This is a genomic window from Geminisphaera colitermitum TAV2, from assembly GCF_000171235.2.
GTDB classification, from domain to species: Bacteria; Verrucomicrobiota; Verrucomicrobiia; order Opitutales; family Opitutaceae; genus Geminisphaera; species Geminisphaera colitermitum.
Window position 1 is genome coordinate 1 of record NZ_ABEA03000005.1, and the last position, 24890, is coordinate 24890.

At 59.5% G+C, this 24890-nt stretch carries 17 protein-coding genes; 8 read left to right on the forward strand and 9 right to left on the reverse strand.

The window, feature by feature from the left end; translation table 11 throughout:
- Positions 1 to 32: 32 nt before the first annotated feature.
- From OBACDRAFT_RS00480 to OBACDRAFT_RS00490, 4 genes are all read right to left on the reverse strand, one after another.
- Entirely contained in the window at positions 33 to 1322 is a 1290-nt protein-coding gene (locus tag OBACDRAFT_RS00480) for a uroporphyrinogen decarboxylase family protein (protein WP_043581979.1), read from the reverse strand.
- A gap of 159 nt (positions 1323 to 1481) precedes the next feature.
- The gene (locus OBACDRAFT_RS24745) at positions 1482 to 1688 is read right to left on the reverse strand and encodes a hypothetical protein (protein WP_157836848.1); all 207 of its coding nucleotides are present in this window, start codon (positions 1686 to 1688) and stop codon (positions 1482 to 1484) included.
- Positions 1636 to 2346: a radical SAM protein gene (locus tag OBACDRAFT_RS00485; protein ID WP_052360785.1), complete on the reverse strand. Its 711-nt coding sequence runs from the start codon at positions 2344 to 2346 to the stop codon at positions 1636 to 1638. Before OBACDRAFT_RS00485 ends, OBACDRAFT_RS24745 begins: the two co-directional genes overlap by 53 nt.
- A 9-nt stretch (positions 2347 to 2355) precedes the next feature.
- A complete protein-coding gene (locus OBACDRAFT_RS00490; RefSeq protein WP_052360786.1) occupies positions 2356 to 4650 on the reverse strand; it encodes a pyruvate formate lyase family protein in 2295 nt (764 codons plus the stop codon).
- A gap of 130 nt (positions 4651 to 4780) precedes the next feature.
- On the opposite strand from OBACDRAFT_RS00490, the gene OBACDRAFT_RS00495 reads away from it, so the two are divergent.
- Both OBACDRAFT_RS00495 and OBACDRAFT_RS00500 read left to right on the forward strand, forming a co-directional pair.
- The gene (locus OBACDRAFT_RS00495) at positions 4781 to 6163 is read left to right on the forward strand and encodes a GntR family transcriptional regulator (protein ID WP_052360787.1); all 1383 of its coding nucleotides are present in this window, start codon (positions 4781 to 4783) and stop codon (positions 6161 to 6163) included.
- Between the two features lie 94 nt (positions 6164 to 6257).
- Positions 6258 to 6878 (forward strand): hypothetical protein, encoded by a 621-nt coding sequence (locus tag OBACDRAFT_RS00500; RefSeq protein ID WP_043581980.1) that lies wholly within the window; start codon positions 6258 to 6260, stop codon positions 6876 to 6878.
- A 145-nt stretch (positions 6879 to 7023) separates the two neighbouring features.
- On the opposite strand, the gene OBACDRAFT_RS00505 is transcribed toward OBACDRAFT_RS00500, so the two are convergent.
- Complete coding sequence (locus OBACDRAFT_RS00505) at positions 7024 to 9321, reverse strand: pyruvate formate lyase family protein (RefSeq protein WP_198529821.1); 2298 nt, start codon at positions 9319 to 9321, stop codon at positions 7024 to 7026.
- Positions 9322 to 9355: 34 nt separating this feature from the next.
- Positions 9356 to 10273, reverse strand: coding sequence for a glycyl-radical enzyme activating protein (locus OBACDRAFT_RS00510; RefSeq protein WP_043581981.1), 918 nt, complete (start codon positions 10271 to 10273; stop codon positions 9356 to 9358).
- A gap of 89 nt (positions 10274 to 10362) precedes the next feature.
- Between OBACDRAFT_RS00510 and OBACDRAFT_RS00515 the strand changes: the two genes are divergently transcribed.
- A complete protein-coding gene (locus OBACDRAFT_RS00515) occupies positions 10363 to 11205 on the forward strand; it encodes a helix-turn-helix transcriptional regulator (RefSeq protein WP_043581982.1) in 843 nt (280 codons plus the stop codon).
- A 66-nt stretch (positions 11206 to 11271) separates the two neighbouring features.
- Here OBACDRAFT_RS00515 and OBACDRAFT_RS00520 read toward each other — a convergent pair whose 3' ends face one another.
- Positions 11272 to 12309 (reverse strand): LacI family DNA-binding transcriptional regulator, encoded by a 1038-nt coding sequence (locus OBACDRAFT_RS00520; protein ID WP_043581983.1) that lies wholly within the window; start codon positions 12307 to 12309, stop codon positions 11272 to 11274.
- 141 nt (positions 12310 to 12450) lie between these two features.
- Between OBACDRAFT_RS00520 and OBACDRAFT_RS00525 the strand changes: the two genes are divergently transcribed.
- The 5 genes from OBACDRAFT_RS00525 (at position 12451) to OBACDRAFT_RS00545 (ending at position 21633) form a co-directional block, all read left to right on the forward strand.
- Complete coding sequence (locus OBACDRAFT_RS00525) at positions 12451 to 13206, forward strand: prepilin-type N-terminal cleavage/methylation domain-containing protein (protein ID WP_052360789.1); 756 nt, start codon at positions 12451 to 12453, stop codon at positions 13204 to 13206.
- Between the two features lie 77 nt (positions 13207 to 13283).
- Positions 13284 to 16682, forward strand: a complete 3399-nt coding sequence (locus tag OBACDRAFT_RS00530) for a glycosyl hydrolase (RefSeq protein ID WP_043581984.1) — start codon at positions 13284 to 13286, stop codon at positions 16680 to 16682.
- A gap of 79 nt (positions 16683 to 16761) precedes the next feature.
- A complete protein-coding gene (locus OBACDRAFT_RS00535; RefSeq protein ID WP_052360804.1) occupies positions 16762 to 18078 on the forward strand; it encodes an MFS transporter in 1317 nt (438 codons plus the stop codon).
- Between the two features lie 61 nt (positions 18079 to 18139).
- The gene (locus OBACDRAFT_RS24750; protein ID WP_052360790.1) at positions 18140 to 20791 is read left to right on the forward strand and encodes a heparinase II/III domain-containing protein; all 2652 of its coding nucleotides are present in this window, start codon (positions 18140 to 18142) and stop codon (positions 20789 to 20791) included.
- Positions 20788 to 21633, forward strand: a complete 846-nt coding sequence (locus OBACDRAFT_RS00545; protein ID WP_052360791.1) for a DUF2334 domain-containing protein — start codon at positions 20788 to 20790, stop codon at positions 21631 to 21633. Before OBACDRAFT_RS24750 ends, OBACDRAFT_RS00545 begins: the two co-directional genes overlap by 4 nt.
- Before the next feature lie 56 nt (positions 21634 to 21689).
- Here OBACDRAFT_RS00545 and OBACDRAFT_RS00550 read toward each other — a convergent pair whose 3' ends face one another.
- Together OBACDRAFT_RS00550 and OBACDRAFT_RS00555 are read right to left on the reverse strand one after the other, a co-directional pair.
- On the reverse strand, positions 21690 to 23048 hold the full coding sequence (locus OBACDRAFT_RS00550) for an MFS transporter (protein ID WP_232766466.1): 1359 nt from the start codon (positions 23046 to 23048) through the stop codon (positions 21690 to 21692).
- A gap of 98 nt (positions 23049 to 23146) precedes the next feature.
- Complete coding sequence (locus OBACDRAFT_RS00555) at positions 23147 to 24865, reverse strand: glycosyl hydrolase family 28-related protein (protein ID WP_052360792.1); 1719 nt, start codon at positions 24863 to 24865, stop codon at positions 23147 to 23149.
- Between the last annotated feature and the right edge of the window lie 25 nt (positions 24866 to 24890).

Genomic DNA, 24890 nt, shown 5'->3' on the forward strand with positions numbered 1-24890 from the left:
GGGGATTGTGTCGTTGTTGTTGGGAGCGGGTTTTATGCTTTGGTTTCTCGGAGGGCTTCGAACATGGCGGTGATGTTTTGCGGGGGGACGTTGGCCATGATGTTGTGGACTTGTTGGAAGACGTAGCCGCCGGGGGAGGGGATTTGGGGGGTGGTCCAGGTGTGGAGTTGACGGGTGACGTGGGCGCGGACTTCGGCTGGGGAGGCGTGGGGGAGGATGTCGCGGGTGTCGCAGCCGCCGCCCCAGAATACGATGTCGCGGCCGTATTCGCGGCGGAGTTCGGTGGGGTCCATGCCGCGGCAGGTGATTTGCACGGGGTTGATGGCGTCGAGGCCCGCTTCGATGAGGTCGGGGAGGAGGTCGCGGATGCTGCCGCAAGAGTGGAGTTGAACTTTGATGTGTGGGGTGAGTTGTTTGGCGCGTTGCCACATGAGGGCATGGCGGGGTTTGAAGAATTCGCGGTACATGGCGGGGGACATGAAGGGGCCGTTCTGGGTGCCGAGGTCATCGCCGAAGAGGATGATGTCAACATGGGGGCCGACGGCGGCGAGGTAGTTTTCGAGGTTGGAGAGGTGGAGTTGGGTGGCGACGTCGAGGAAGGCGTGGGCTTTTTCGGGTTCGGCGGCCAGGAGCATGAAGAAGTTGTCGTTGCGGTAGAGGTATTGGCCGAGTTCGAAGAGGTTGCCGCCGAAGATGGCGATGATGGCTTTGTCGGTGGTGGCACGGAGGCGGGCGGCGCCGTCGGCGAGCGCGGTGCGGCCGGCGGGAGTGTTGAGGGGGGTCTGGGGCCCTGGGGGGGAGGCGATGGCGGTCCAGAGGCAGTTGGCGAGGGCGTCGGTGAGGAGCGCAGGTGTGATGTCTGCGGGGGCGTGGGTGTCGAGGGTGGAGGCGAGGGGGTAGCGGGTTTGTTCAAAGTAAATGGCTTCGCGGGGCATGGCGCCGAGGGGATGGCGGGCGGGGGGCGGGCCGTGGAGTATCCAGTCGCCGGATGCGTCGCGTTCGGGGGAGGCCCAGGCTGGCATCTGGCAGGGGGTGCCGTCGGGGAGTTCCCAGTCGGTCCACCATTGGTCGTCGAGGGCGAAGGCGCGTCCGAGTTCGATGGTGTCTACGCCGAAAAGGTCGAGGATGTCGTCATCAACGATGGCGAGTTGTTGAATGGGGTCGTAAACACGGAGGGGGCGGGGGGGGAGGGCGAGGTGTTTGCGGAGCCGGGTGTAGGCGAGGGCTGCGATGCCGGAGGAGCGGTGTCCGGAGAAGTCAATGGGGGTGCGGTCGGGCTGGCGGTGGTTGAGAGCAGCCTGGATGCGTTCGAGGGAGGTCATGGGTAATTTGTGTGGAGGGTGGGTTGGAGGATCCGGTGAGGTGGAGTGATCTTTCGTGGTTTTTGTAGAGCAATTGGCAAGCATTTTGCGAGGTTTTGCGAAAATGCTTTGTTCTCGGCCAAGGGGGGGAGGGGGAGGGGGAGGGGGGGGAGGGGGTTTTTAGTGTATTATCACTGGAAATACGCAGTGGTTTTGAAAGAAGGTGCGCCATGCGTTTTTAATTTTTAGGTCGGGGAGGGAGGGCGTGATTGCGGGGCGGGGAAGTCCGAGGCGGTCGTATTTGGTGAGGCCTGTGGGGTGCCAGGGGAGGATTTCAATGCCGGCTATGCGCGGATAGTCGGTGGCGTGGCCGTGCAATGGCTTCAAGGTGTTCCGGGGTGTCGTTGATTCCGGGAACGAGGGGGCAACGAAGGATGATGGTGGCTCCGGCATCGTAGAGGGTTTCAAAATTGCGGTGGATGAGGTCGGGGGGGGAGCCTGTAAGTTTGCGGTGGGTGTGGGGCGCGTCGGGGGTGTTGGTGGCCTTGTAATCCCAGAGGAAGAGGTTCACGTGGGGAGCGAGGCGCGCGTAAACAGCGGGAGGGGCGCAGCCGGAGGTGTCGAGGCAGGTGTGGATGTTTTCGGCACGGGCGGCGCGCAGGAGTTTTTCGGCGAAAAGGGGTTGATGTGCGGGTTCGCCTCCGGAGAGGGTGAGGCCGCCGCCGGTTGCGTCGTAATAGGCGCGGTCTTTGCAAATGAGTGGGAGGATTTTTTCGATGTTTGTCGTATGTCCGAAAAGTTGTGGTTCTTCGCCCGGGCGGGCGGGGGCGGCGTATTGGGGTTGTGGTGACAGAGATTCAGGGTTGTGGCACCAGAGGCAGCGGAGGGGGCAGCCTTTGAGAAATATCGTGGTGCGGACGCCGGGGCCGTCGTGCAAGGAGCCGCGTTGCAGGTCGAAGATGATGCCCGCAGTGTCATCGTCGGCGATGGTGGCAGGCGAGATGCGAAGCGTGGTTCGGGAAACGGGTTGCGCCTGGTGGAGCACGGGGATGGCTTATTCGTTGAGGGTGCGGGCGAGGACTTCGCGCTGGATTTCGGGGGAGAGGTCGATGAAGCGGGCGCTGAAGCCGCCGACGCGCACGATGAGGTGAGCCCAGTTTTCGGGTTCGCGCATGGCGGCTTCGAGGTCGTTGCGGTTGACGACGGTAATCATGGCTTGGGTGCCGCCGGAGGCGAACCAGGCGGAGAGGAGGGCGGTGGTCTTGGCAAGGAGGGGCGGGGTGAAAAGGGAGCGGGCAAATTTCATGTTGTGCACGGCTCCGGCATGGTGATGGGCAGGGAGTTTTTTGAGGGAATTGAGGAAAGCGGTGATGCCGCTGCGGTCGCGTCCGGGGGCGGGGTTGATGGCGTTGGCCATCGGGGCGCCGGCCAGGCGTCCGTCGGGCGAGGCGGGGGTGTTGAGGCCGAGGACGGTGTTGGCGCCGTTGTTGATGACGACGGCGAGGTAGGTGCGGAGGCCGACGCGGGGGGCCTGAGCCCGGGTGGTCTGGCAGATATGGTCGTGGACGCGGATTGCCATGGCGTCGGCGGTGTCGTCGTCATTGCCAAATTTGGGGGCGGCGAGGAGGGCGCGGCGGAGGCGGGCGGCAGCAGTGGAGCGGAAGTTGTCGTCGCAGGCGCGGGCGAGTTCTTCGAGGGTGCAGGTTTTGTGTTGGTAAACGTGGTGGTGGATGGCGGTGAGGCTGTCGGCGGTGTTGATGTTGCCGTAGGTTTCGAGGGTGCCGCCGGGGTGGCGCGCGCCGCCGGAGTGGAGGGGGGCGTGGCGGGCGGCACAGTCGTCGAAGAGGTGGCTGACGAGGAGAAGGGGGGCGTCGTTGGCGGTGATGTCGTGAGTGATTTTCTGGTGTCGTGAAAGGGCGGATACGGCGGTTTCGACGTTGGTGGCGTAAGCAGTCCAGAGGGTTTCGAAATCGGGGTAGAGTTCGTCAAGGGGGGGGGGGGAGGAGGGCGGCGCTGGGGGGTGAAGCGTTTCGTGGAGGAGGTGAAGGAGGTTGATGAGGCCGTTGGGGGAGCCGGTGCCGGAGTGGTCGATTATGTATTCGCCACATCCATACGGGATGTAATGGAGGGCTTCTTCGCGGGGGAGATCAAAGGCGGTGGCGACGGCGGGGATGTTGGCGTCGTCGTTGTAGAGAAGGGGGAAGGTGCGGCCTTCGCCAATGCTGGTGAGTGCGGCGCGCATGAGGGCGGGGTTTTGGCCGCGGTGGAAACGGAGGGTGAGTTGGGGCTGGTTAAGGGGAACGGTGCGAGTGGCTTCGATGGCGATGAGAGCGAAGCGGTCGGAGGAGCTTTCGTCGGGCCGTCCGAGGCCACCCACGACAATGCGGTTGTTAAACATGTTGTCATAGGTGGTGGCGATGTGGCGCCAGAAGTCCTTGAGTTGTTCGAGCGCAGCGTCGGGTGTGAGGAGGCCGGCGTCGAGGTCGTGATCGAGGAAGGGCGCGAGCCAGATGTCCATGCGTCCGTAGTTGACGACGCCGGCGGCGAGGGAGGCGAGCCATGCGAGTTGGATGGCTTCGCGGAGGGTCGCGGGGGGACGTTGTGTGAGGGCGTCAAGGGTGTCGGCAATGGCGGCGGCGCCACTGGCAGGGTGAGCGCGGGCAAGGGTGCGGGCTTCGGTGGCGTGCCGGCGGATGATGGCAAGAAGGGTTTCGAGGACGGTGCAGGTGTTTTCCAAAAGGTCGTGCGCGTCGTGTGGGAGCGGGAGGGGGCCGGGGGGGGCGGCGAGTTGGCGTTGGATGTTTTGGATGAGGCCGGGGAGTCCGTTGCGAAGGAGTTTTTTGTAATCGAGCGTGATTCCGGCGATGCGGTAGAGGGGGAAGGCGGAGCCGGGGTGGTTCGGCCAGTTGTCTTCGGGGAGGAGGCGGCGGACGTCTTCGGGGTGGGCGGCACGGATTTTCGCGTGGGTGGTGCGGGTGCGCCAGTAATCGAGCATGTCTTCGACGTGGCGCCGGTGCGTGGTGTCGATGGTTTGCGACGAGGCGTTGGCAAGGATTTGGCGGATGGGTTTTTCGAGGCAGTAGCAGCCGATGCCCATGAGCTCGGGGCTGAGGCCAACGAGAGGGTAACGGATGCGTCCGGCGAGAGGATCGCCGGGTTGGAGGGGTTGGAACATGGCGGGGAGTTGAAAGCGAAGGATTTCAGCTTCGCGCCGGGCGGGGGATGCGTCATTGAAATGTTGATACGCGTCGGTGATGGCGAGTTCGAGAGAGAGGGGGGGGGCGGCGTCCCAAGGAGGGGGGAGGGGGCGGAGTTCGAGGGCTGCGGCAATGCTGTGGTCGGTTATCATGAGGTGAGAGGGGCGGGCGCGGGGAGAGAAAATCCGGGTGGCTTGAATGGGCTGAGAATGTGAGAGCGCGGGCTTGCTTTTGATAAAAAGCTCTGTTTCAAGTAGAGCAAATTGCTACACTGTCAATCCAATGAATGCTCTGCCAGCTCCCCAGTTGAAGTATCGCCACGTCGAAGATGAGCTTCGGAAACTTGCCCGGACTTTGCCTGTTGGCGCACGGTTTCCAGCCGAACGAAATCTCGCGGTCACCTATGATTGCAATGTGCTCACGGTGCGTCGGGCGCTAAAACATCTGGTGGATGATGGGATCATTGTGCGGCGCATCGGGAGCGGGACGTTTGTGGCGCTGCAGGGGGAATTGGCGGGCAGCGTCGGGGAAGGAATGGCGGCGGAGGCGGGTGTCAATGAAGCAAGGAGAGGTCTGGCTCCGGACCGTGCGGCAGTGGCGGCGCCTGTGGCCAACCGGATCGGTTTGCTGGTATCGACCAAGGGCGGGGCATATGCCTACCGGATTTTGCAGGCGATCGCACACGAGGGATTGGAGGAGAATGTCGATATGTGCTCGCGGTGGGTGCGCGATTTTTGTGACGACGCGTTTTATCAGGCGGAGCTTTTGCGCAAGGAGGGTTGCGTAGCGCTGGTAATCCCGTGGTTCCCGCACGAGCGGATGGATGACGTGCGTGTGTTTGTGCAGCGCAGTTTGTTGCCGGTCTGTTTGCCGATGGCGATTCCCGGGTTGGAGCGCAACAGCTTCGTGGAACCGTCATTGTTTGGTGCGGGCACGGGCGAGGCAGTGGAGGCGTTATGCCGTTATTACCGTTCCATGGGGCGGTCGCGCATTGCATTTCTCGGCCCAGATGCGCCTGCGGATGTGATTTTCCAGCGCTTCGTGAGCGCCTACGTGTGCGACATGTCGCGCGAGGGCTTGCCTGCGTTGTGCGGTCTGGTGAAACCGGGTTCACAGGCGATGGATCAGCTCGCGGAGCGGTGGCGTGAATTTACCGGCGATGGCGACTTGGCGGTAATCAGCTATGACGACGAACACGCGTTGCGGTTCATGACCGCGATGCACAAGCTCGGACTGAGCGCACCAGGAGATTTTCGCATCATCGGTTTTAACGACACAGATGCCAGCATCTACAGTGATCCGCCGTTGAGCACGATCCACCAGAATTTTGATTTCATCAGCCACTGGCTGGTGAAAAACGCGCTGGCCTTGGCACAGGGTAAGGTATGCCAGGCGACAAAGGTGCCGCCAATTTCGTTGTTGATCCGCGGGACATGCGGCGGGCTAGGCAAGATCAACCGGGAATTGCGTGAACAACTTGAAACACTCGGCCTGCTGATTGAGGAGGGCGGGGGCGGAGATAACCGCAACAACGCGTCCGGTTCGCCCGTGTCCGCATCCACCGTTACCAATGCTGGTGACCGCGCCGGGTCCTTGGCCAGAGCCGCGAACGTGAAAAAAAACCTGACGAACAAACGCGAACGGCCTTCGCGCAAAACCGGATAATGGCAGCGTTCACATGGTTGCCGCCAATCCCGTTCCCCGCTTCCGGAGTATTCCCCGACATCTCATGTCTGTATCATAATAAAACTACAAAACCATGAAACACACCCAAACCTCACGGATTGGCCAAAAGGCCGGTTTGTATTCGTTATTCACGACGGCAATTTTGTGCGTCTTCGTTCTGGCCGCGCTCGTGACAACAGCTCCAACGGTATTCGCCGCCGAAAACCTCATCCCGAACGGCGATTTTTCCGCCGCGACCAAAGATCCTGCGTGGCCCGACCACTGGGGAAAAATCAAAACAGGCAAATGTACATGGGAAACCGATGCCGATGGCAAAAAGTTCATGCGCCTCGAATCCACTGCTCCCGGCCAGACCGTGTTGCAATACCGGGTCATCCTGATTCCCGCCGACGCGAAGGCTGTCGAATTGAGCTGCCGTGCGCGCGTGACTGGCCTGAAGCGTGTCCCCGGTCAGTGGTTTGATGCGCGAATCATGGCGAATTTTTTGAGCGATTTCCCGACAGGCGCGAAGGTGAAGGGTGCCAAGCCCGTGGCCTTTAACAAGGATACCGATGGTTGGGTCGAAAAGAAGGTGATGTTCAACGTCCCAGAAGGTGCGAAAGCGATCGAACTCATGCCGACCTTGTTCCAAGTGGAGGCAGGACAGTTTGATTTGTCAGAGGTCGCATTGCGCGTGATTCCGGTTACTCCATAAGTAAGCGCGGAATTGAGACGACTTCGACCCGCCACGAGAACGCCGTTACGATTGCGAAAACGGCGGATGTTGAACATGGGATTGTGGCTTATATTTCATCAACCGAACCTCCCCCCTCCTCTGCTATGGGACAACTGTGGTTTTGTCACAATTTTCGCCTGGACAGGATGCGATCCACCACGAGTTGGCGAAATTGCGGCGAGAGCATGGCAAAATAGGAAGTGAATCCCGTCACGCGCACGATGAGGTCGGGAAACTTCGAAGGGTCCTTGTGCGCCTCAAGCACGCGCTCCTCGTCAATCAGGTTGATGTTCAGCAGCGTGCAGCCTTGGTCGAACATCGTCTTGATGAGAGCTGTGATTTTTTCAATCGCCTCCGGACTTTCGGCGATGGACGGATCGAGTTCCAGTTGCACTGGCGCCGTGTTGCCGTAGCCTGGTTGCACGGCGGCGATGGCGTTGACCAAAGCCGTGACCGCGCCGTCCTTGCGAAAGCCGGGCAGCGGATTCGCCCCGTGATTGATGGGCTGGCCGGCGCGACGGCCGTTCGGTGTGGCCGAAACCGCCTCGCCAAATTCGATCGTGTTGGCCCAGGAAAAAAGTCCGGGGATGAAATTGTAGTCGGGATAGCGCCGGTTTTGGTCGCGCACCATGCCACTCCACGTCCCGGTGATCCGCACGGCCCAGCGTTCGGCGCGATTGCCGGTGGCCTGGCCGTAGCGTTCGCTGCTTTGTAGCATGAGCCGCACACGTTCGCCCTCGATGTCGGGGAAGTTTTTTTCGATATGCCAGTTCACCTCGGCCCAGGTGAGGCAGCCTTCGTCCGCCACTCGTTGTTCGAGCGCGGCAAACGAATCGGCTACGACGGCGATGCCCGCGCCGTCAATCGCGAGATTGCAATACCGCGCGCCACCGGCGGCCATGTCCAAACCTTTTTCGAGCGGACCGTGGCAAAGGAGATTTGTCACCAGTTCCGGCTCGTTGTGCGTTTGGTGGCACATGTGAAAATGGTTTCCATCAGCGGTCTTTTCCACGGCCACGCGCAGGTGCGCGAGATAGATTTCCCAAAGCCGTTCGAGGCCTGGCGCGGCGGTGCCGTCGTTGGCGGCAGCGAACATTTCTTTCCATGCGACTTCAAAGACCTTGGCGAGATTCACTTTGACCACGTCGTTGAGCGTGTATTCGAGGCCGGGGAGTGACATCCAGTTGCAACCGACAGCGATGCGTTGCCGCGCGAGTTCTTCCGAGTAGCCGGCGCGCATGAACCCGGCCACCAGCGCCTTGTCGCCGCTGAAGCGCGGCCAGCCTTTCTTGTGATGGAAAAGCAAATACACCCCGCGCCGGAACAGTTCGGGATCGAGGTCGTCGTGAACGCGGATCGTGAGATTGCACGGGCCGTCCATCAATTCGGCGGCATCCAAGATGATGTGCGAAATGCGGCTCGTCATGTCGCGTCCGTCCGGGCCGGGACCAGCGAGTTGGTAATACTGCGCGTCAACCAGCAGCAGGCAGGCGATGGTGAAAGCGGCCTCCTCGTCGTCGATCAATCCGGCGGCGGCATCGCGCTCGTAGTAAGGCCGGAGCAATTCGTCCAACTGGCCGCCCGCGCCGCAGCGGTTGTAAGTGCGCTTGGCCAACACAAACCACGCGAGCCACTGGCAGGCTTCGCGCAATGTGCGCGGCGCGCCCTCCACTACCCACTCGTTTACAGCTTTCATCTCGCGCAAATTCTCGCGGAGTCGCGGGTCGGCTTCGGTAGCGAGTTGGCGGTCAACTTCGGCGATGGTGCGACGAATCCAGCCTTGAATCGCCAGCGCGGTGCGCTCCTCGCATTCATAGAAAACCGCCTTGTCGTGGCCGTTCAAGGCGCGGTAATGCCGAAGTTTTTCCAGAATGCCGCCCCAGCCGAGCCGCAATCCCATCGCGAGGTCGCAGGCATAGTGCGCGTCGTTGCCGATGCCATGCACGATGTTGTATTTTTCGTGAAAGGGCTTGAGGTGCGTGTATTCAAAATCAGCATTCCAGATGCAACTGGCCGCGCCGGGTTTTTTGCGCGCCTTTGGGCCGGCGCCATTCGCGTTGTTGGCGCAGGATGGAGCTTTCATTTTGGAGAGATAAAAATAAGTCTGCCCGGCTAGCGCATCATGAGGGTTGACGTAAACCGGCTGCGCTGCGAGCAGGCTTTCAAAATTCCGAGTCCAGCCCATGAAGCCGTAAAACGAACCGTCGGCATGGTTTGGCGTGATCCGCCAGTGGAAGTCCGCCGGGGCGACGTGACGCCCGTAATCGCCTTCGTCCATGCCGCCTTCGTGGTCGATTTTTTCCTGGGTAACGGTGAGTTTTTTCTCTCTGAGTCGGCGCATCCGTTCGGCGAAGGAAAGCGACGCGAAATTCTCGGCAACGGGATTTTCAGTGATGATCATGGCGGCGGTCTGGTTTTTCATAATACGGGGGGAGAGAGGGGGAGGGGACCAGCATTCAAGCGATGCGAACCTTGATGCCGTGTTTTGCGGCGACGGCGCGAAACCGGCCCATGGCCGCCTCGGAAATCATGGGCGCGTCCTTGAGCAGATAGGGTTTGCCCATGCAGCGATATTTGTCTGAGCCGAGCGGATTGTAGGCGAGCAGTTCATAGTAATCCAATGCGGGCAGCGTGGCAGCAAACATTGCGATGGCCTCGATCGCATTTGCGTTGTCGTTAAAATCGGGAATGACCGGCGTGCGAACAACCAGCGGCAAATCTAGCGCGCCGAGATGGCGAGCATTTTCGAGGATGCGCTCGTTGGCGACGCCCGTCCATTCGCGATGCGTGACGGAATCCATGTGCTTGATGTCGAACATGACCAGATCCAGCAACGGCAGGAGCGATTCGAGCTGTTCCCACGGCACGGCCAGATTCGTTTCGATGGCCGTGTGGATGCCGCTGGCTTTCAGCAGCGCGAGGGTTTCGAGTGCGAAGTGCGTTTGCACCGTCACCTCGCCTCCGGAAAGTGTCACGCCGCCGCCGGAGTTCGCATAGAAATTTTTGTCCTGCAACGCCTCGGCCAGAACATCCTGCGGCGCCACTTCGCGGCCAACCTTCACCAAAGCTTCCGCGTGGCAATCACCCCGGTAATGCCGCGCCACGCCGGTGTCGTCGGTGAAACACAACGCTGCATCGGCGCTGGCGCCAGCGCCGGATGTATCCGGAGCGGCAAGACAATGTCCGCAACCGATGCACCGTGAGCGGAAGAACTGAAGTTCGGGACGCGGGTTGATCGTCTCCGGGTTGTGACACCACGCGCAACGCATGTTGCAGCCCTTGCAAAAGACCGTCGTGCGGATGCCCGGCCCGTCATGCAGCGCGAACCGCTGGATGTCGGTGATGATTCCGGTGATGACGTGAGCGGCGGGCATGGTTGTTTCCACGCATCCAGCTTAGTCCGCGTCCCGACTGCGGGAACGAATCTTGAACGCGCCGCGCAAATTGATTGAATGATCATGCTATGCCAAGCCGCGCCACCAAGCATCTCTATCTCCCCGCACGCGACCGTTCGTTTTGGAGAAATGAGGCCAGCGCCGCATTTCCTCTCCTTTATCTGGCTTGGGGACGCCGCGACTTCCATGAGCAAGGCGTTCCCGTCAGCACGCATGAAGGCTGGGTCTGTGTCTGCATCGAGGAAGGAACCCCCACCATCATTCTGAATGATTGTCCCATCAAGCTCGCCCCCGGCCAGCTCGTTTTCATACGCGAAAACTGTCCATACGGATGGGCACGCGCCGGACACAAAAGCTGCAAGTTTTTGCTCTGGATGTGGCGGCGCCCCTTGCGTCCGGAACTAGCCGACATGGTAGACAATGCCAGCGTCATACAAAAAACTCCCGTCGCCCGGCGTCCGCTATGGAATCGGCTTCATGCGATGTGCCGTGAGGAAATCCTGCGTCAGGATGAGTGGAGCCCCGGCTGGCTTGAGAGTTGCCAGCTCCAGATTGAGGTTCTCCTGCTGCGTTTGATGAAGGCCGTTCCCGAGGAAAAACCCGTTGCCCACCGCGTTGCCCTCGCGCTGGCGTGGATGCGTCTGCATCCGGACAGTCAGGAGCCCATCGGACGTCTTTGCGACTACTTGGGCCTCTCGCAGCCCACGCTTTACCGGCTCTTCAAAAACCAGACCGGTGAAAGTCCGCTCGCCCATTTCCATCGCATCAAGATGAATCGTGCGCGCGAACTCCTCGGCAATCCGAACGTTTCAATCAAAGAGGCGGCCTTCATGCTCGGATACCGGCATTTCAATGATTTCAGCCGGGCCTATCGCCAGCACTTCGGTCACGCTCCGTCGCTGATGCGATAAGGTGCGACGACGCCAACTCCATTGCCACCCGCAGCAATTTCCACATCCCCACTGCGAAAATTGCCATCAGGGTTCCGGTCTCGGTCGCAATGTTTTCCCTTCCACCCATGTGCCTTCGACCAGCACCCGTTGCGGATGAGCCGGGATGCCGCGCTCGCCGCGATGCAAGGCCGAGACCAAAAAATCCACTGCTGCCGCCCCGATTTGTTCGTTGTCCTCCCGCATCCCGGACACCGTTTCATCAGACGATGCCAATGACGGGCACGCGATCCCAACCTCGTCCGGCACCTTGACGCCAAGCGTCTCCAGCACCTTTTCCCAACCTGAGTAAACAGGTGTCAGGATGACATCGGGGCGGTGGCGTTCAAACCATGACCGGGACTGCCACTCCGCGCACACCGGCACATGCCGACCCTTCCCATATAGTTCCCAAGCGGCTAGATAGCCGGCCAGATAATTGTGGTCCGTGCGCTGGTCATGCCCGGCCTCCATGCTCAGACCGACGCGTTTGTATCCACGCGCCAATACCTCTTTCGTTGTTGCAAACGCCGCCCGATACTGCGCCGAGGCCACGGAATGCAGTTTCGGCTCCACGATGCTGTAACCAAACGTCACCGCCGCAAAATCCTGCCACGGAAACGCCATCAGATTCATGTCCGGATACGGCTGCGGGCACAACAATACCCCATCAATACCGCGTGATTTTGCGATTCCCGCCGCACGCGCCCAGGAGACGCCCATCTCCTGCAAGTCGAGCACCTCGATTTGGTAACCATGCGTCTCCGCCCGCTGCCGGGCCGCCTTGAAATAGGCGGCGAAATGCGACAACTCGCGCCAGCGAAATGGCCCCACGGTCTGCGCCAGCCATCCCAGCGTCCCGCGAAACTCTGTTGTTCTCCGCCCATGCCGGTAGGCCGCCAGCACGGACAGCATCGGATCGGGTACATAACCCATCTGTTCGCAGATTTTAAGAATCCGTTCTTTGGTTGTCGCCGGCAGCCCCGGATGTCCGTGCAGCGCGAGCGATACAGTCGCGCGATTCACACCGGCGACTCGAGCCACATCCAATTGCGTTACGCGTGTTTTCTGGGGAGGGGAGGGCATTCACCTGTGTAAATTACACGCCCATTGCTTGGGTAAAGCAAAAACATGAACTTTTGCGCCATACCGACCTGATTGCCCCGGCATCCGTTCCCGATTTCGTCCCCTGTGCATTCGCTCCATCCCTGAATTCAACCCAAACCCATGAATATCCAAATCCCAAATCATCGCCACTCCGTCAGGGCATTCACCCTGATCGAATTGCTGACCGTCATTGCCATTATCGGCATCTTGGCGGCAATCATCATCCCGACTGTCGCGGCCGTCCGGAAAACCGCAAAATGGGCGCATGGCACCTCCAACATCCGACAGGTAACCATGAGTGCGTTGCTCTGGGCGCAGGACAACAAGGGACAGATCCTCTATAATCAAGCCAACGTAAGTTACAGCGGAAACAGCAACTGGGATCGCATCCTCTCCATGTATATCGCCAACTATCCGGACAATACCGGGCGCCCCTGTCCGCCTGTCATGCACGACCCGCTTGTCTCGGCACGACCCGCCCCCGGCAGCGGAAATGAAAATAAAATTCTGCACTTCCAACCCCTAGGCAACTTTACGATTACAGAAGCCACGAAAAGCAGTAATGTCTTTCTGAAATACCAAAACATCAATGCCTTCACCGCCCCATCCCAGCAAATTTATATCATGGATGTTTGCGTTCAGGATGACGGGACTCCTTTCGGGATAACCATTTCTCAAATTGACAGTGAGGCTTACCTGGCCCGCGCATCCACCAGCCCCGACGACATGGCCAACACATTGAATGTTGATGCTCCGGGCAGCGGCAGAATCCGCTGGACGGACAAAAAAACCAAGGTCGGGTTTATGGACGGTCACGCCAGAATCATGAAGCCGGAAGAGATCAAAAAACGGATGACGAATCCGTATAACCAGTGACAAAAACCGGCGCGTTTCCATGCGCCCTCCCCCCCCCCCCCCCCCCCCTCCCTCCATAGTCATAGTCATCCTCTTTCATGCAGAAAAAAACGCCCACGATCGCCCACGCTCTTTTTGTAGTTATTTTTTCGATATTCACATCCATCCACGTCGGCGCCGCAGACGGCGTTGGGGATGATCCGCTTGAGGCGGGTTTTGTGCAACCGCCGCCCTCGGCGCGTCCGCTCACTTGGTGGCACTGGATTAACGGACACGTGAGCAAAGACGGCATCCGTGCCGATCTCGAAGACATGAAGGCCGCAGGAATCGCGGGTCTCCAATTTCTTGACGTGGACGGTCACGGCCTCGCCGCCGGGCCGATTCGGCACGGTTCGGATGCATGGCACGAAAACGTTCAATATGCGATTGAAACGGCAACCCGTCTCGGCCTCACGTTTGACATCATGAATTGCGCGGGCTGGTCCACCAGTGGCGGACCGTGGATCACGCCGGAGCACTCCATGAAAATGCTCGTCTGGAGCGAGACGCCGGTCGTTTCGGAAAACCCGGCGCGAAACATCACCGTGACGCTCCCACAGCCGGAAGCCGTGCGAGGACTTTACCGCGATGTCGCCGTTATCGCCGTGCCGTCCGATCTCGAATCCGATTCCGAATCCGGCGGGACAGACGCGGCGTTTTCCTGCAACATTATTGCTGGTCTCGACCCTACGCCGCTTGCCGCCGCCGGAAATACCAAGGCTCTGCGTCTTCCGGCCGACGCGGCCACGCCGTCATTCACCTGGAAATATGCGGATGCGCGCGAACGCCGCATGGCGCGCCTCATATTTGGTGACAAACAACAAAAAGGACGGCTCGCCGGACAAATCGAGGCGTCCGACGATGACGGGAAAACGTTTCGCGATGTTGGCAAATTCGACTTGCAGTTTGGCCACGCCAACACGCGGACGGTTGAAATCAATTTTTCGTCGACCAAGGCGCGGATATTTCGCCTCACCTTTCGCCGCGCCACTCCCGACGCCGCGCCCTGGCCGCTTTCGCTCGCCAGCCTTTCGCTCTCAAACGAGGACCGTATCGAAAATTTTCGCACAAAAAGTTTATCGACCCTCCTTTGGGGACAATTTCCTCAAAAACCCCGCGTCGCCACCGCGTCGTCCGAGGCCGCTTTGCGCCCCGAACAGATTATCAATCTCACCCAACAATTCTCCGAGGCGAACGGGCGCGTCGAGGCCGCGCTTCCTGCCGGACGCTGGACGCTGTTGCGTTTCGGTTACACGACGACCGGTAAAATCAATCATCCCGCGCAACCCGAAGGCCGCGGCCTCGAAGTTGACAAATTCGACGCCTCTGCCGCGCGGTTTCACTTTGAAAAATCCCTCGGGCGTATTCTGGACACTGCTGCCGCTCGTAATGGAAAATCGGTGACAGGCGTGCTGGTGGACAGTTGGGAGGCCGGTTTGCAAAACTGGACGCCGACGTTTCCCGACGAATTTCGCGAACGGCGCGGTTACGATTTGCTGCCGTGGTTGCCGGCCCTCGCAGGTCGCGTGATCGGTTCCGTCACGGAGACTGATGCCGTGTTTCGCGACTTTCGCCAGACGGCCTCCGATCTCGTGGCTGAAAACTACTACGGTACGCTCCGAAAGCTGGCCAACGCGCAGGGACTCAAACTCTACACCGAACCCTACCACGGGGGGGCGTTTGAGGAGTTTCAGGCGGGCGCGCAGGCGGATGTCGTCATGACCGAGTTCTGGGTGAGCAACTGGGATGAGCATTCGAAGCGCGTCAAAAAAATGGCATCACTCGTTCACAGCTTGGGAAAAAATGTGCTTGCGGGAGAAGCATTCACCACAATGCCCGAAGCCGGACGCTGGCGACAGACTCCCGGCAATCTCAAATACTACGGCGACCGCGCCTTTCTCGAAGGACTCAACCGCATCGTGTTTCACACCTACGTCCACCAGCCGCGTTCCGACTTGCAGCCCGGTTTCACTCTGGCGCGCTGGGGCAGTCAGTTCGGGCGGCTCAACACTTGGTGGACGCTGGGCGCACGCGCATGGACCGACTACCTCGCCCGCTCGCAATGGCTGCTGCAACAGGGCCATTTTGTCGGTGATGTGCTTGTCCTGAAAACTGTCGGCATAAATACGCTGGAAGGTCCCAGCTATTCTCCGGTTTTCCCTGATGGTTACGCGTGGGATTTCATCGCGCCGGCCCAACTGAAGGACGCGAAGGTCGGGGGCGGATACGTGTCGCTGGCAAACGGTGCGAGTTATCGCGTCGTTTTTCTGCCGAACTCGTGGGTGGCGGATGTTTCGCTTTTGCGTTGTTTGGAAAAACTCTGGCAAGCCGGCGTGCCGGTTTTTGGTCCGCCGCCCAGCGCCCCCTCTGGACGCAATGATATCACCGGGGAGCGCGCCGAGTGGGATCGTCTGCTGAAAAAACTCTGGCACGAAGAACGCGTCCACAAAGGCGGCGAAATTGATGCATGGCTCCGCAAAAACGTCCCGCCCGATTTTACCACACTCCCCCCCCCCCCCTCCACGCGCGCCGGAGTTGACAATGCGAACACGAACGCGCCACTCCCCTTGCGTTACGTTCACCGGAGCGTGTCCGGCGGCGACGCGGAAATCTATTTCGTTGTGAACAGCAATCCGTATCCGGTTTCGACCCGCGCCACTTTCCGCGAAAGCACAGGCCGCGCCGAAATCTGGAATCCGGTTAGCGGTGAACGTCACGCGGCTGGCGTTTTGAGAAATGAAAACGGCCACGCCACCGTCGAACTGAATCTGGACGCGATGGAATCGGTATTCGTCGTTTTTCGCAAAAAGCAGGGAACGTCTCCGTCCTCGCTCGCGCCCGCTGATGACACCGGCGGCGCAGATGGCAAAACGCTCGTGCTGGACGGCCCGTGGGAAGTGGAGTTTCGTCCGCCCATCCGAAAAGCTTTCACGCGCATTTTTCAAAGACTGGAAGCATGGAATGAGTCCGCCGATTCCGACGCGCGCTATTTTTCCGGAGCCGCCGTTTATCGCGCGGAGTTCTTGAACAAAGGCGGCGCAGATGGACGGCGCGCGGAGTTGTTGCTTGGCGAAGTGTGCGACATCGCCGCCGTCCGCCTCAATGATCGTGATCTGGGTGTGGCCTGGACCGCGCCATGGAGGTTATCGATTCCCGCCGGTGTCTTGCGCGAAGGTGCGAATAAAATCGAGATCACGGTCGCGAATCGTTGGGTTAATCGTCTCATCGGCGATGAAGCACTTCCGCTCGACGCCCGTTATACGACATCGAGCGATTACCGCGCCGATGCTTTGTTGTTGGAATTGCCCGCGTGGTTCAATGACCCCGCAGCCGTGGCCAGACGCGAACGACAAACATTTTCCACATGGCGCGCTTACACCAACGTTAACGAACCTCTCTTGAAGTCCGGTCTGCTCGGGCCTGTTTCCATCCGCATTTTTGCGGACAGGGAGGAATGAGCGGAGATGGTTTCGCTCATGAATCACTGATGTTCGAGAGATTTTCCAGATGGCACCTATGTCCGAACGCGTTTCCCCCATGAATCCTCCGCCCTCCGCTCCTGCCGATGCCCGGCTAAGTCCTGACACCGGAATCATCACCCGCCAGCAATGGAAATGGTCCGCGCTCGCCGGCATGGCCTCCTATCTTGACGCCGGCTCCATCGTCGCCCTCGGCGCCGGCCTCGCGCTGTTTCAGACCTACCTCGGGCTGACCGACCGCGCGATCGGTTTCCTTGGCGCGATCGGTCCCAATGCCCTCGGTTGCGCCATCGGCGCCATTTTCGGCGGCTGGCTTGGTGACAAGCTTGGTCGCAAGTTTATCTACCAGTACGACCTCATGGTCTATGCCGCCGGCATTCTGTGCATCGCTCTGGCCATAAACTGGCCGATGCTGCTCGTTGGAACCTTTGTCGTCGGCCTTGCCGTGGGCATTGACGTGCCCACCTCCCTCGCGCTGGTTGGCGAGCTTGCCCCGGCCAATGCCCGCGGCAAGTTGCTCGGCTTCACCCAAGTCGCGTGGAGCTTGGGCCCCGTGATCGTTCTCGTGCTGGCATGGCTGCTCACTCCCTTCAACGAAGGCGAGGTACTCGGTTTCAAAATTATCGGCGCTCGCATCGTCTTTCTGCATCTCTTCGTCGCCGCTGTCGTCACATGGGCGCTGCGGCGCGGCCTGGCCGAGTCCGTCCGTTGGAAAAACGCCGCACGTTCAACGACCAAAGCCCAGCGTCAGATACGCAATCTTTTCAGAGGTGCCAATCTTCGCGCCCTTGTCTGGACGGGAGCGATCTACCTTTTCTGGAATCTCGCCGCCGGCACCGCCGGGCAGTTCAACCCCTACATCATCAGCACGCTCAACGCCGGCAGTCAGGGGGCCAGTGTGCTGGTCTCCAGCGCGAATTTCATCATGGCCATGATCATTACGATCACGGTTTTCATGCGGTTTTCCGACCGCGGTTTCAAGACTCGCAAGACGCTCTGGGCCATAGGCGCGGTCACGCAGGTCATCAGCTATGGACTGTTCCTTGTTTTTCCGCTGACCATGACCACGGCGCTCCTGAATATCGCGCTCTTTGGCGGCGGCTGTGCGCTGGCCGGCGAGGCGTTCTACAAGGTTTTCAGCCAGGAACTTTTTCCCACGATCCTGCGCGGCACCGCGCAAGGTTTCACCTTTGGAACGGCGCGGACGCTGCTTGCCATCTGGAGTTTCTTTGTGCCGATGCTGGCCCACACCGACCTTCGCCTGATCGCCGGGCTGCTCACACTGTTTCTCCTGATCAGCGGAGCAGTCGGCTTCTTTTTCATGCCCGACACCTCCGGCAAGTCGCTCGAACAAATCGAGGCCGAACGCGCCTGAACGCCGGACAAAACCCGTCCCTGAAAATCAACAGCGAAGAATCAGACTGCTGAAACCCGAAATGAAAACGATATGCTTTCTCCATGTCATCGCGGCCACACTGCTGCTTGTCTCCGCTGTTCGCGCCGCGATTCCGGTTGATCCCGCCGCCGTTGCGACGCTTGCGCAAAGGGAAGCCGAAACCTGGCGTCGCAACGCTCGCACCCACGCCGTCCTTGTGGGCGCAGGCGAAAATGGCCGCGAACGGATCAACGCCCGCGCCGCCTCCGCCGAACCAAGTCTTGTCGCGCTCCACAAAGAACTCCTTGAGCAGGCGGCCCTTGTTCTCGAACTGCCGGTTCTCCCTTACCGTACGCCGGAGGAACTCGCCAAAGCTTGGTATCAAAGTCCCTACAACACGCGGCAGGAACTCTGGATGGGCGAGCTTGCCGATCAACTCGTGCTGCTCTCTGTTGCCGCCGCCGTGAAACCGGAGGCGGCCGCGCTGCGCAATCGTATCCGAGAACTCGCTACGGCGCTTTGCCGCTTCCCGCATTGGGGCGCGGAGGAGCCGGGCGTGCGCAAAGCCAATCAGGATCTCGCCGCAGGTCATGCCGCCCGCGCCCTCGCCATCACTTGGACGTGGAATCCCGACATCTGGCGGGACGACGCGGCCGCCAGCGAACTAATCCTCCAAACCGTCCGCGAACGGGTGAACATTTTGTGCGACGCGATTTCCGGAGGCGTCTACTGGGCCGGCCTTTACCAAGACAATCACAACCACATCAACGCCGTCGGCGTCGGGATATGCGGAGCGGCCTTTCTCGAAGCGCTTCCCGACGAGGCCCCCCGATGGCTTGCCGCCGCCAAGCTTAACTTCGACGAAGTGGCGCGGCATTTCCACTCCGACGGCAGCTCTTACGAGGGCGTTTCCTACTGGTCCTACAGCGCCAGCTTCATCCTGCAATATCTCGAAGGCGTCCGCGGCATCATTGACGTGGAACCGTATTACGCCGGCGCCTGGCTTCGCAACATGTCCACTTACCGCCTCCACGCTTCCTCTCCCGGATTCGCCAGCACGCTCCCGTGGGGGGACACCGTTGCCCGCGATTCCAGCGGCCCGCACCACATCCTCAACCGCCTCGCCGCCCAATACCGCGACCCGTCCGCGCAATACCTCGCTGCCCGTCTGCCCTTCCCGCCCCAGCGGGGGCTGGACGTAGTGGCGTGGAACTGGCTCTGGCATGATCTCGCCGTTCCCGCAAACCCGCCAGTCGAACTCGACGGTCACTTGCGCGACCTTGACGTGGTGGACACGCGGAGCGGCTGGGGCGCGGGCGATTATCAGTTGTCCATAAAATCTGGATACACCAACCGCAATCATTCCCACCTCGATGCCGGTGCGCTTGCCTTTGCCTTCGGCGGCGAGTGGCTCCTTCCCGCGCCCGGTTACGGCACCGGCAATGGCAACGCCGATTTCTGGGATTTTTACGGGAAAAATGGAAAGTCCGGAAGCCGTTGGAATTATTTTTCAAACGCCACTGAGTCGCACACAACTCTCCTCGTCAACGGGCGCAACCAACTCTCCGCAAAACAATCCCGTTCCACCGTGCGCACTTTTCTATCCACCCCTCGCACTCTCTGGACGGAGTTGGATCTTGGCGAGGCCTACGCGGATGTTCGCTCAATCTGGCGGCGCGTCCTGCACCGTCGCGGCGATTACATTTTGGTGTTCGACGACGCGACGTTCCCCGTCGCGGGTAAACTCGAATGGCTCCTGCAACTTCCCACGGACGCCCCAGTGCGGCAGCACGAGGCGAACATCCGCGGCGCGGCGGGTTCGCTCGACGTCACGTTGCTCGAACCGATCAGCGTCACGCTCGCCCGGCGCACTCCGCTCAGCCCGCACAACGACGTTCCCGCTAACCGCCTGAAGAGCTACGCCGCCGCGCTCGACGCGCCCGCCGGCAAATCCGTGAGCTTCCGTTCGCTGTTCATCCCGCGTTTCCCGGAAACGAAAAAAACGCCCGTCCTGAAACGAATCGGCAACGACCATTACGAAATTCACGGCGACGGTTGGGTTGACGAAATCCGCGCCACCGGCGTGGAGGCAAACGCGCCCGCAAGCGTGTCGCTGGTTCGCCGCGAATCCGGAAAAATCAGCGACGAATTTCGGGCTCCGTCGGCGGGAAAAAATTTATCGGCGGATGTTCGCCACAATCCCTCCCCTCCCCCCCGGCCCCTGCCACCGTTGCCCGTCCGCGAAGCAAAACGCATGACGTCCGTTCCCGCCGCGAGCCGCGTGATTATCGAGGCCGAGGACTTTTCCCAACAGCTTTACGGCATGACAAAAATCTCCAATCGCACCGGCAATTTCGGAAAATCCCTCGGCGGTTTCGGACAGGACAGTTCGCTGCACACCATTGTCTGGAAAGTCCAGGTGCCCGTTTCCGGCACATGGCATTTGCGCATTCGTTACTGCGCCGCGCTCAACAACACCAAAATTGCCCTCCTGATTGACGGAGCCGCGCCATCAGCCGACGCCCTCGGCCTTTCGCTGCCCGGCACCGGCAGTTGGATTTACACCAACAACTGGAAGGAACACGATCTCTCCAATCCCGACGGTTCCCCGCTTCTCCTTTCACTCAGTGCCGGCGAACATGAAATCCGCCTGACGCGCCCCACCTCGCCTCTGAATCTCGACCGTCTCGAACTCGTCAGCCCAACGCCATGACAAACATCCGTTTCCTCCCGGTTCTTTTTATTTCTATCGTCGCCACAACAATCGGCTTTGCCGAGACGTCGGCTCGTCCGGCCAGGTCATCCGACACGCCAGTCTTTGACGCTTCGACATTGCCCGACCCGCTGCCGGCCATTGTGCTGAAGCTCGACGATCTCACCACTCGCAAGGACATTGTTCCGCCCGCATGGAAACGACTCACCGACTTTGCCCTCGAACGTAAAATAAAAATATCCATCGGCGTTATCGCCAACTCTCTGGAAGGCGATAAACCCGCCTACTTTAACTACATCAAGGAGCTTCAGAAAACCGGCCTCATTGAATTCTGGTTTCACGGATACGATCACCGGATGTGGGAGGAGGGCGGCGTGAAGTTGCAGGAGTTCAAGGGCACGTCCTACGAGCACCAGAAGGAACATTTCGAAAAATCCCAGACACTCGCCCGCGAAAAACTCGGCTTCGCATTCACCATCTTCGGCTCGCCTTTCAATGGTTTCGACCCGGCCACGATGCGCGTGTTGTCGGAGGACTCCGACATCCAGATTTTCCTCTACGGAAATCCCCGCGACACGAGTTCCGGGAAAATCATTCTCGACCGCGTTTTCGGCGTGAACATCGAGGATCCGACTTTCGTGCCAAACCCGGAAAAATTCATTTCCGGCTACATCGGCAAAGCCAAAGGCCGGCGTTTTTACGTGATTCAGGGGCATCCGGGTTCGTGGAAAGACGAGCGTTGGGACAATTTCGTTCGCATCGTGGACTTTCTACAAAAACATCGCATCCCTATCCTCACTCCGAGCGAACTTGTGGAAGTGTTTTCCATAACCGGACGGTAAACGGACGATTGTCGAAGCGGCGTGTTTTTTTGTAAATCGCCGCCGTTTCAAGGGTATTATTCCGGCGCGATGTAATTTTTGGGTCCGCCGAATTTTTTGAATTCGCGCCACACCAGTAGTCCGATTCCGGCGGACAGAAGTGCCATCAGGCACCCGGCGGTAAACGTGTGATAATACACATTGCCCGTCCAATCTATCAGCGAGCCGACCAGCGGATTAAAAACCATGCTCCCGATCGCTGTCATGGTGCCGCCAGCCGAAGAAAACTGTGCGTATTTTATGTGAGGATACAAACGCTGTCCGAGCGAGGCGACGCATGTCCAGTAACACCCGCTCAGTACGCAGTGCAGCACTATGGCCACCGCGAAACTTCCCGTCGTCCGAGCGAAAAACGCCCCCCATAGCAACACCAGCGCGTAGCCGGTTAGCGTCGCAATGGTCATGCGCAGGGGATGGAAAACGTCGCACAACCAGCCGAGAAAAAATGCCAGCCCGAGGGAAATGAGAAATGAGAGGGACATGCACTTCCCATAGTCGTCCATGCTCATATTGATGCTTTTCGCGTAGGGGATAATAAAGGTGTTGACCGGCATGAAGGTCAGCGCGGCCAGCATAAAAAACAGAAAAACACCGATGTAATATGAGCGCGAAAAACATTCGCGGAAGTAGGTTCGCGCACCGGTGACAAAGCCCGCCGCCAGCCCGCCTCCACTTCCGCCGCCGTCCGCTTGCTTCGGTGGAGAGAGAGAGGGGAGGGGAGGGTATTTGCCTTCGCGAATTTTCAGGCAGACCGACAAAAATCCCACCCCGTAAAAGAGGCCGATGCAAACCAGCAGGATCGTGAAATGCGTCTCCACTTTTCCCATTAACCAGTAGTTGAAAATCATGCCGTCAACCAGGCTGACGATGCGGAACAGGCCGTGAAAACGTCCCAGCAATTCCTTGGGCACGACATCGTTGATGAGTCCGCCAAACACCGCGTAAGAAGCGATGGTTGCGAACTCGAACGCAGTCCAGAACACTCCGAAGCAAACCAGCGAAGCCATCCGGTCGTCGAGCGTGACGCCGAGTCTGCCCAAAAATCCGCCCAGCATTGGACCGAAAATCGGACTCAGTCCGATGCCGATCATACCGAGTGCGGCGACAGGTGTTGTGACCAGAAGAAACGGAATCCGCCGTCCACGCGGTCCACGATGCCGGTCGGACTTCATGCTGATAATCGGCCCGATAAGCAGCGCAATCGCCGCAGGAAACGAACTAATCAGCAGGGCAAAGACCAGATTTGAAACCCCTAGGTGTTTCAAATACCATTGCGCCATTGGCCCTGCGGACCGCTCCCGCATCGACCAAGAGAAATCCCCCCACAACAGCCAGAAAAACAACGCTACCAACCCCGCCGATGTGTAGGTCAACATTCCCGCCCGCCACGTTTTTTTCGGAGGAGAATTCGGTGTGGCTTGGGGAGTCGAATTGGCAGACATTAGTCAGGGGGGCGAAAGCGAAAAACATCCGTCTACTTTGTCTTGGAATTTCGAACGGCGACAGAGCCGAGCCGACGCAAGCGTTGATCCTGGAACAAGGAAAACGGTTCAAGAGTGTCGCCTTTACCCTCGCCTTCGAGATAGTCGATCGGGTCGGTGCCGGCTGGGAAATCATGTTTCAGGATTACGCGGGTGCATTCGCCGCGCGTGCCGATGATGTATCCATAACGCGCCTGTTCGCTGAGAACGACGGCGGCCCATTTCTGGCCTTTTTCTCCAGTCATCCCGCGCGTGTTCCAGAAAACGGAATGAACGCCTGCAAGCCGGTGTTGCGGCACGCTGCCATAGGGCCGGTAACGCACCTCGAAACGGCTGTCCTCTGCCGTGCACACATCAATCAGATTGGCTTGACTGAAATGCGCATGGTGGTCGCTCCCCGCCCCGCCCGTTTTGTAGTAGCCCGTCGCGCCCGTGGCACGGCCCGTTTCGGCGTCAAGACAATCGTGTATCACATTTCCCGATGCTCCCATGCCAGTGATCTGGAATCCATGGCGGGCGTAACGCGCCTCGCTGCGCTGGATGAGACATTCGGCGGCGTCGAACAGTTGATAGAGATAGCCGTTTCCACCGCCACCGCCATATTGGGGACGTCGGAGCGAACAATTTTCCACAGTCACGCGAGTTGACTCACGAATACGTATGCCACAACTGAGCAAATGAGCGGTGGAGGTATTTCCTTCCGGCTGAAAACTAGAAACCCTCCGCACCCAACAGTCCTCGGCGCGTTCGACCGTGATGAACCATGCGTCGGTGATTTCATAACCCGGCATCCCTTTCACCGGGCTGTCCCCCTCCTGCCACCGGGTGCCCGGGTGCTGGATGTTGCCAACCGAAAAATCCTCTAGCCCCACTTCGGAAAGCGGGGCGCTGGCAAGCAAAACGACGCGTGCCTTGTCCCTCAATTTCAACGAATAGCGGATTGGAGCGCTGACCGTCAGGATGCCCGCGGATATATCCACTTTTTTAACGGTCCGTCGATAGACCAGTCCGCGGAGCGTTCTGGCTCCCGCATGTCCTTCCCACGCGGTTTCCTTGTGTTCGCGTATCCACTCTTCGGTAATGTCGTTGCGGACGATGACCGTGTCGCTTGGCTTGAATCGGCGGGCGTCGCTCACGGGAATTTTTGTGGTTGAGTTCAGAAGATCACGCGAGAGTGGCGTCTGAAATGAGCCAGCTTGCCAGAGATCACCGTCTCCGGGATTGCGAACGCGAATGACCGTCTTGTATCTCATTAGCGAATACGTAGTGTTGAGCAAAAAAGTATGTTCGCTTCCCGCGCCACGCAGGACGACTTTCGGTTTGTCGATCAACAGTGCTTCGTTTTTTTCGGAGGGGACGGAGAGGCGGAAGGTTCCGGCCGGGAGAAAAACCACGCCGCCGCCCGCCTTGCCCGCGGCGTTAATGGCGGACTGGATTGCGGTGGTGGCATCGATCGCGCCTGTCGGGTCGGCGGAGTAAGGAGCAGCGGTCACGTCGAAAACCGGTCCCTTCACGTCGGGAATCGCGGCCTCGCCTGAATGATAACCGGCGTAGGAAAAGTCCTGGAGCACCTTGTCCGTATCGAGATTGGCCGCCTCCGGTTTATTTCCGTTTTCCGGATACAATTCGGAACGCCATTTTCCGTCACCGGCTGCAAGCAGCGTCGAGGAAATGAACAACGGCAGAAGGAATTGGCGGATTGTTTTATTCATTGGATTGGACGACAGGGGGAGGAGG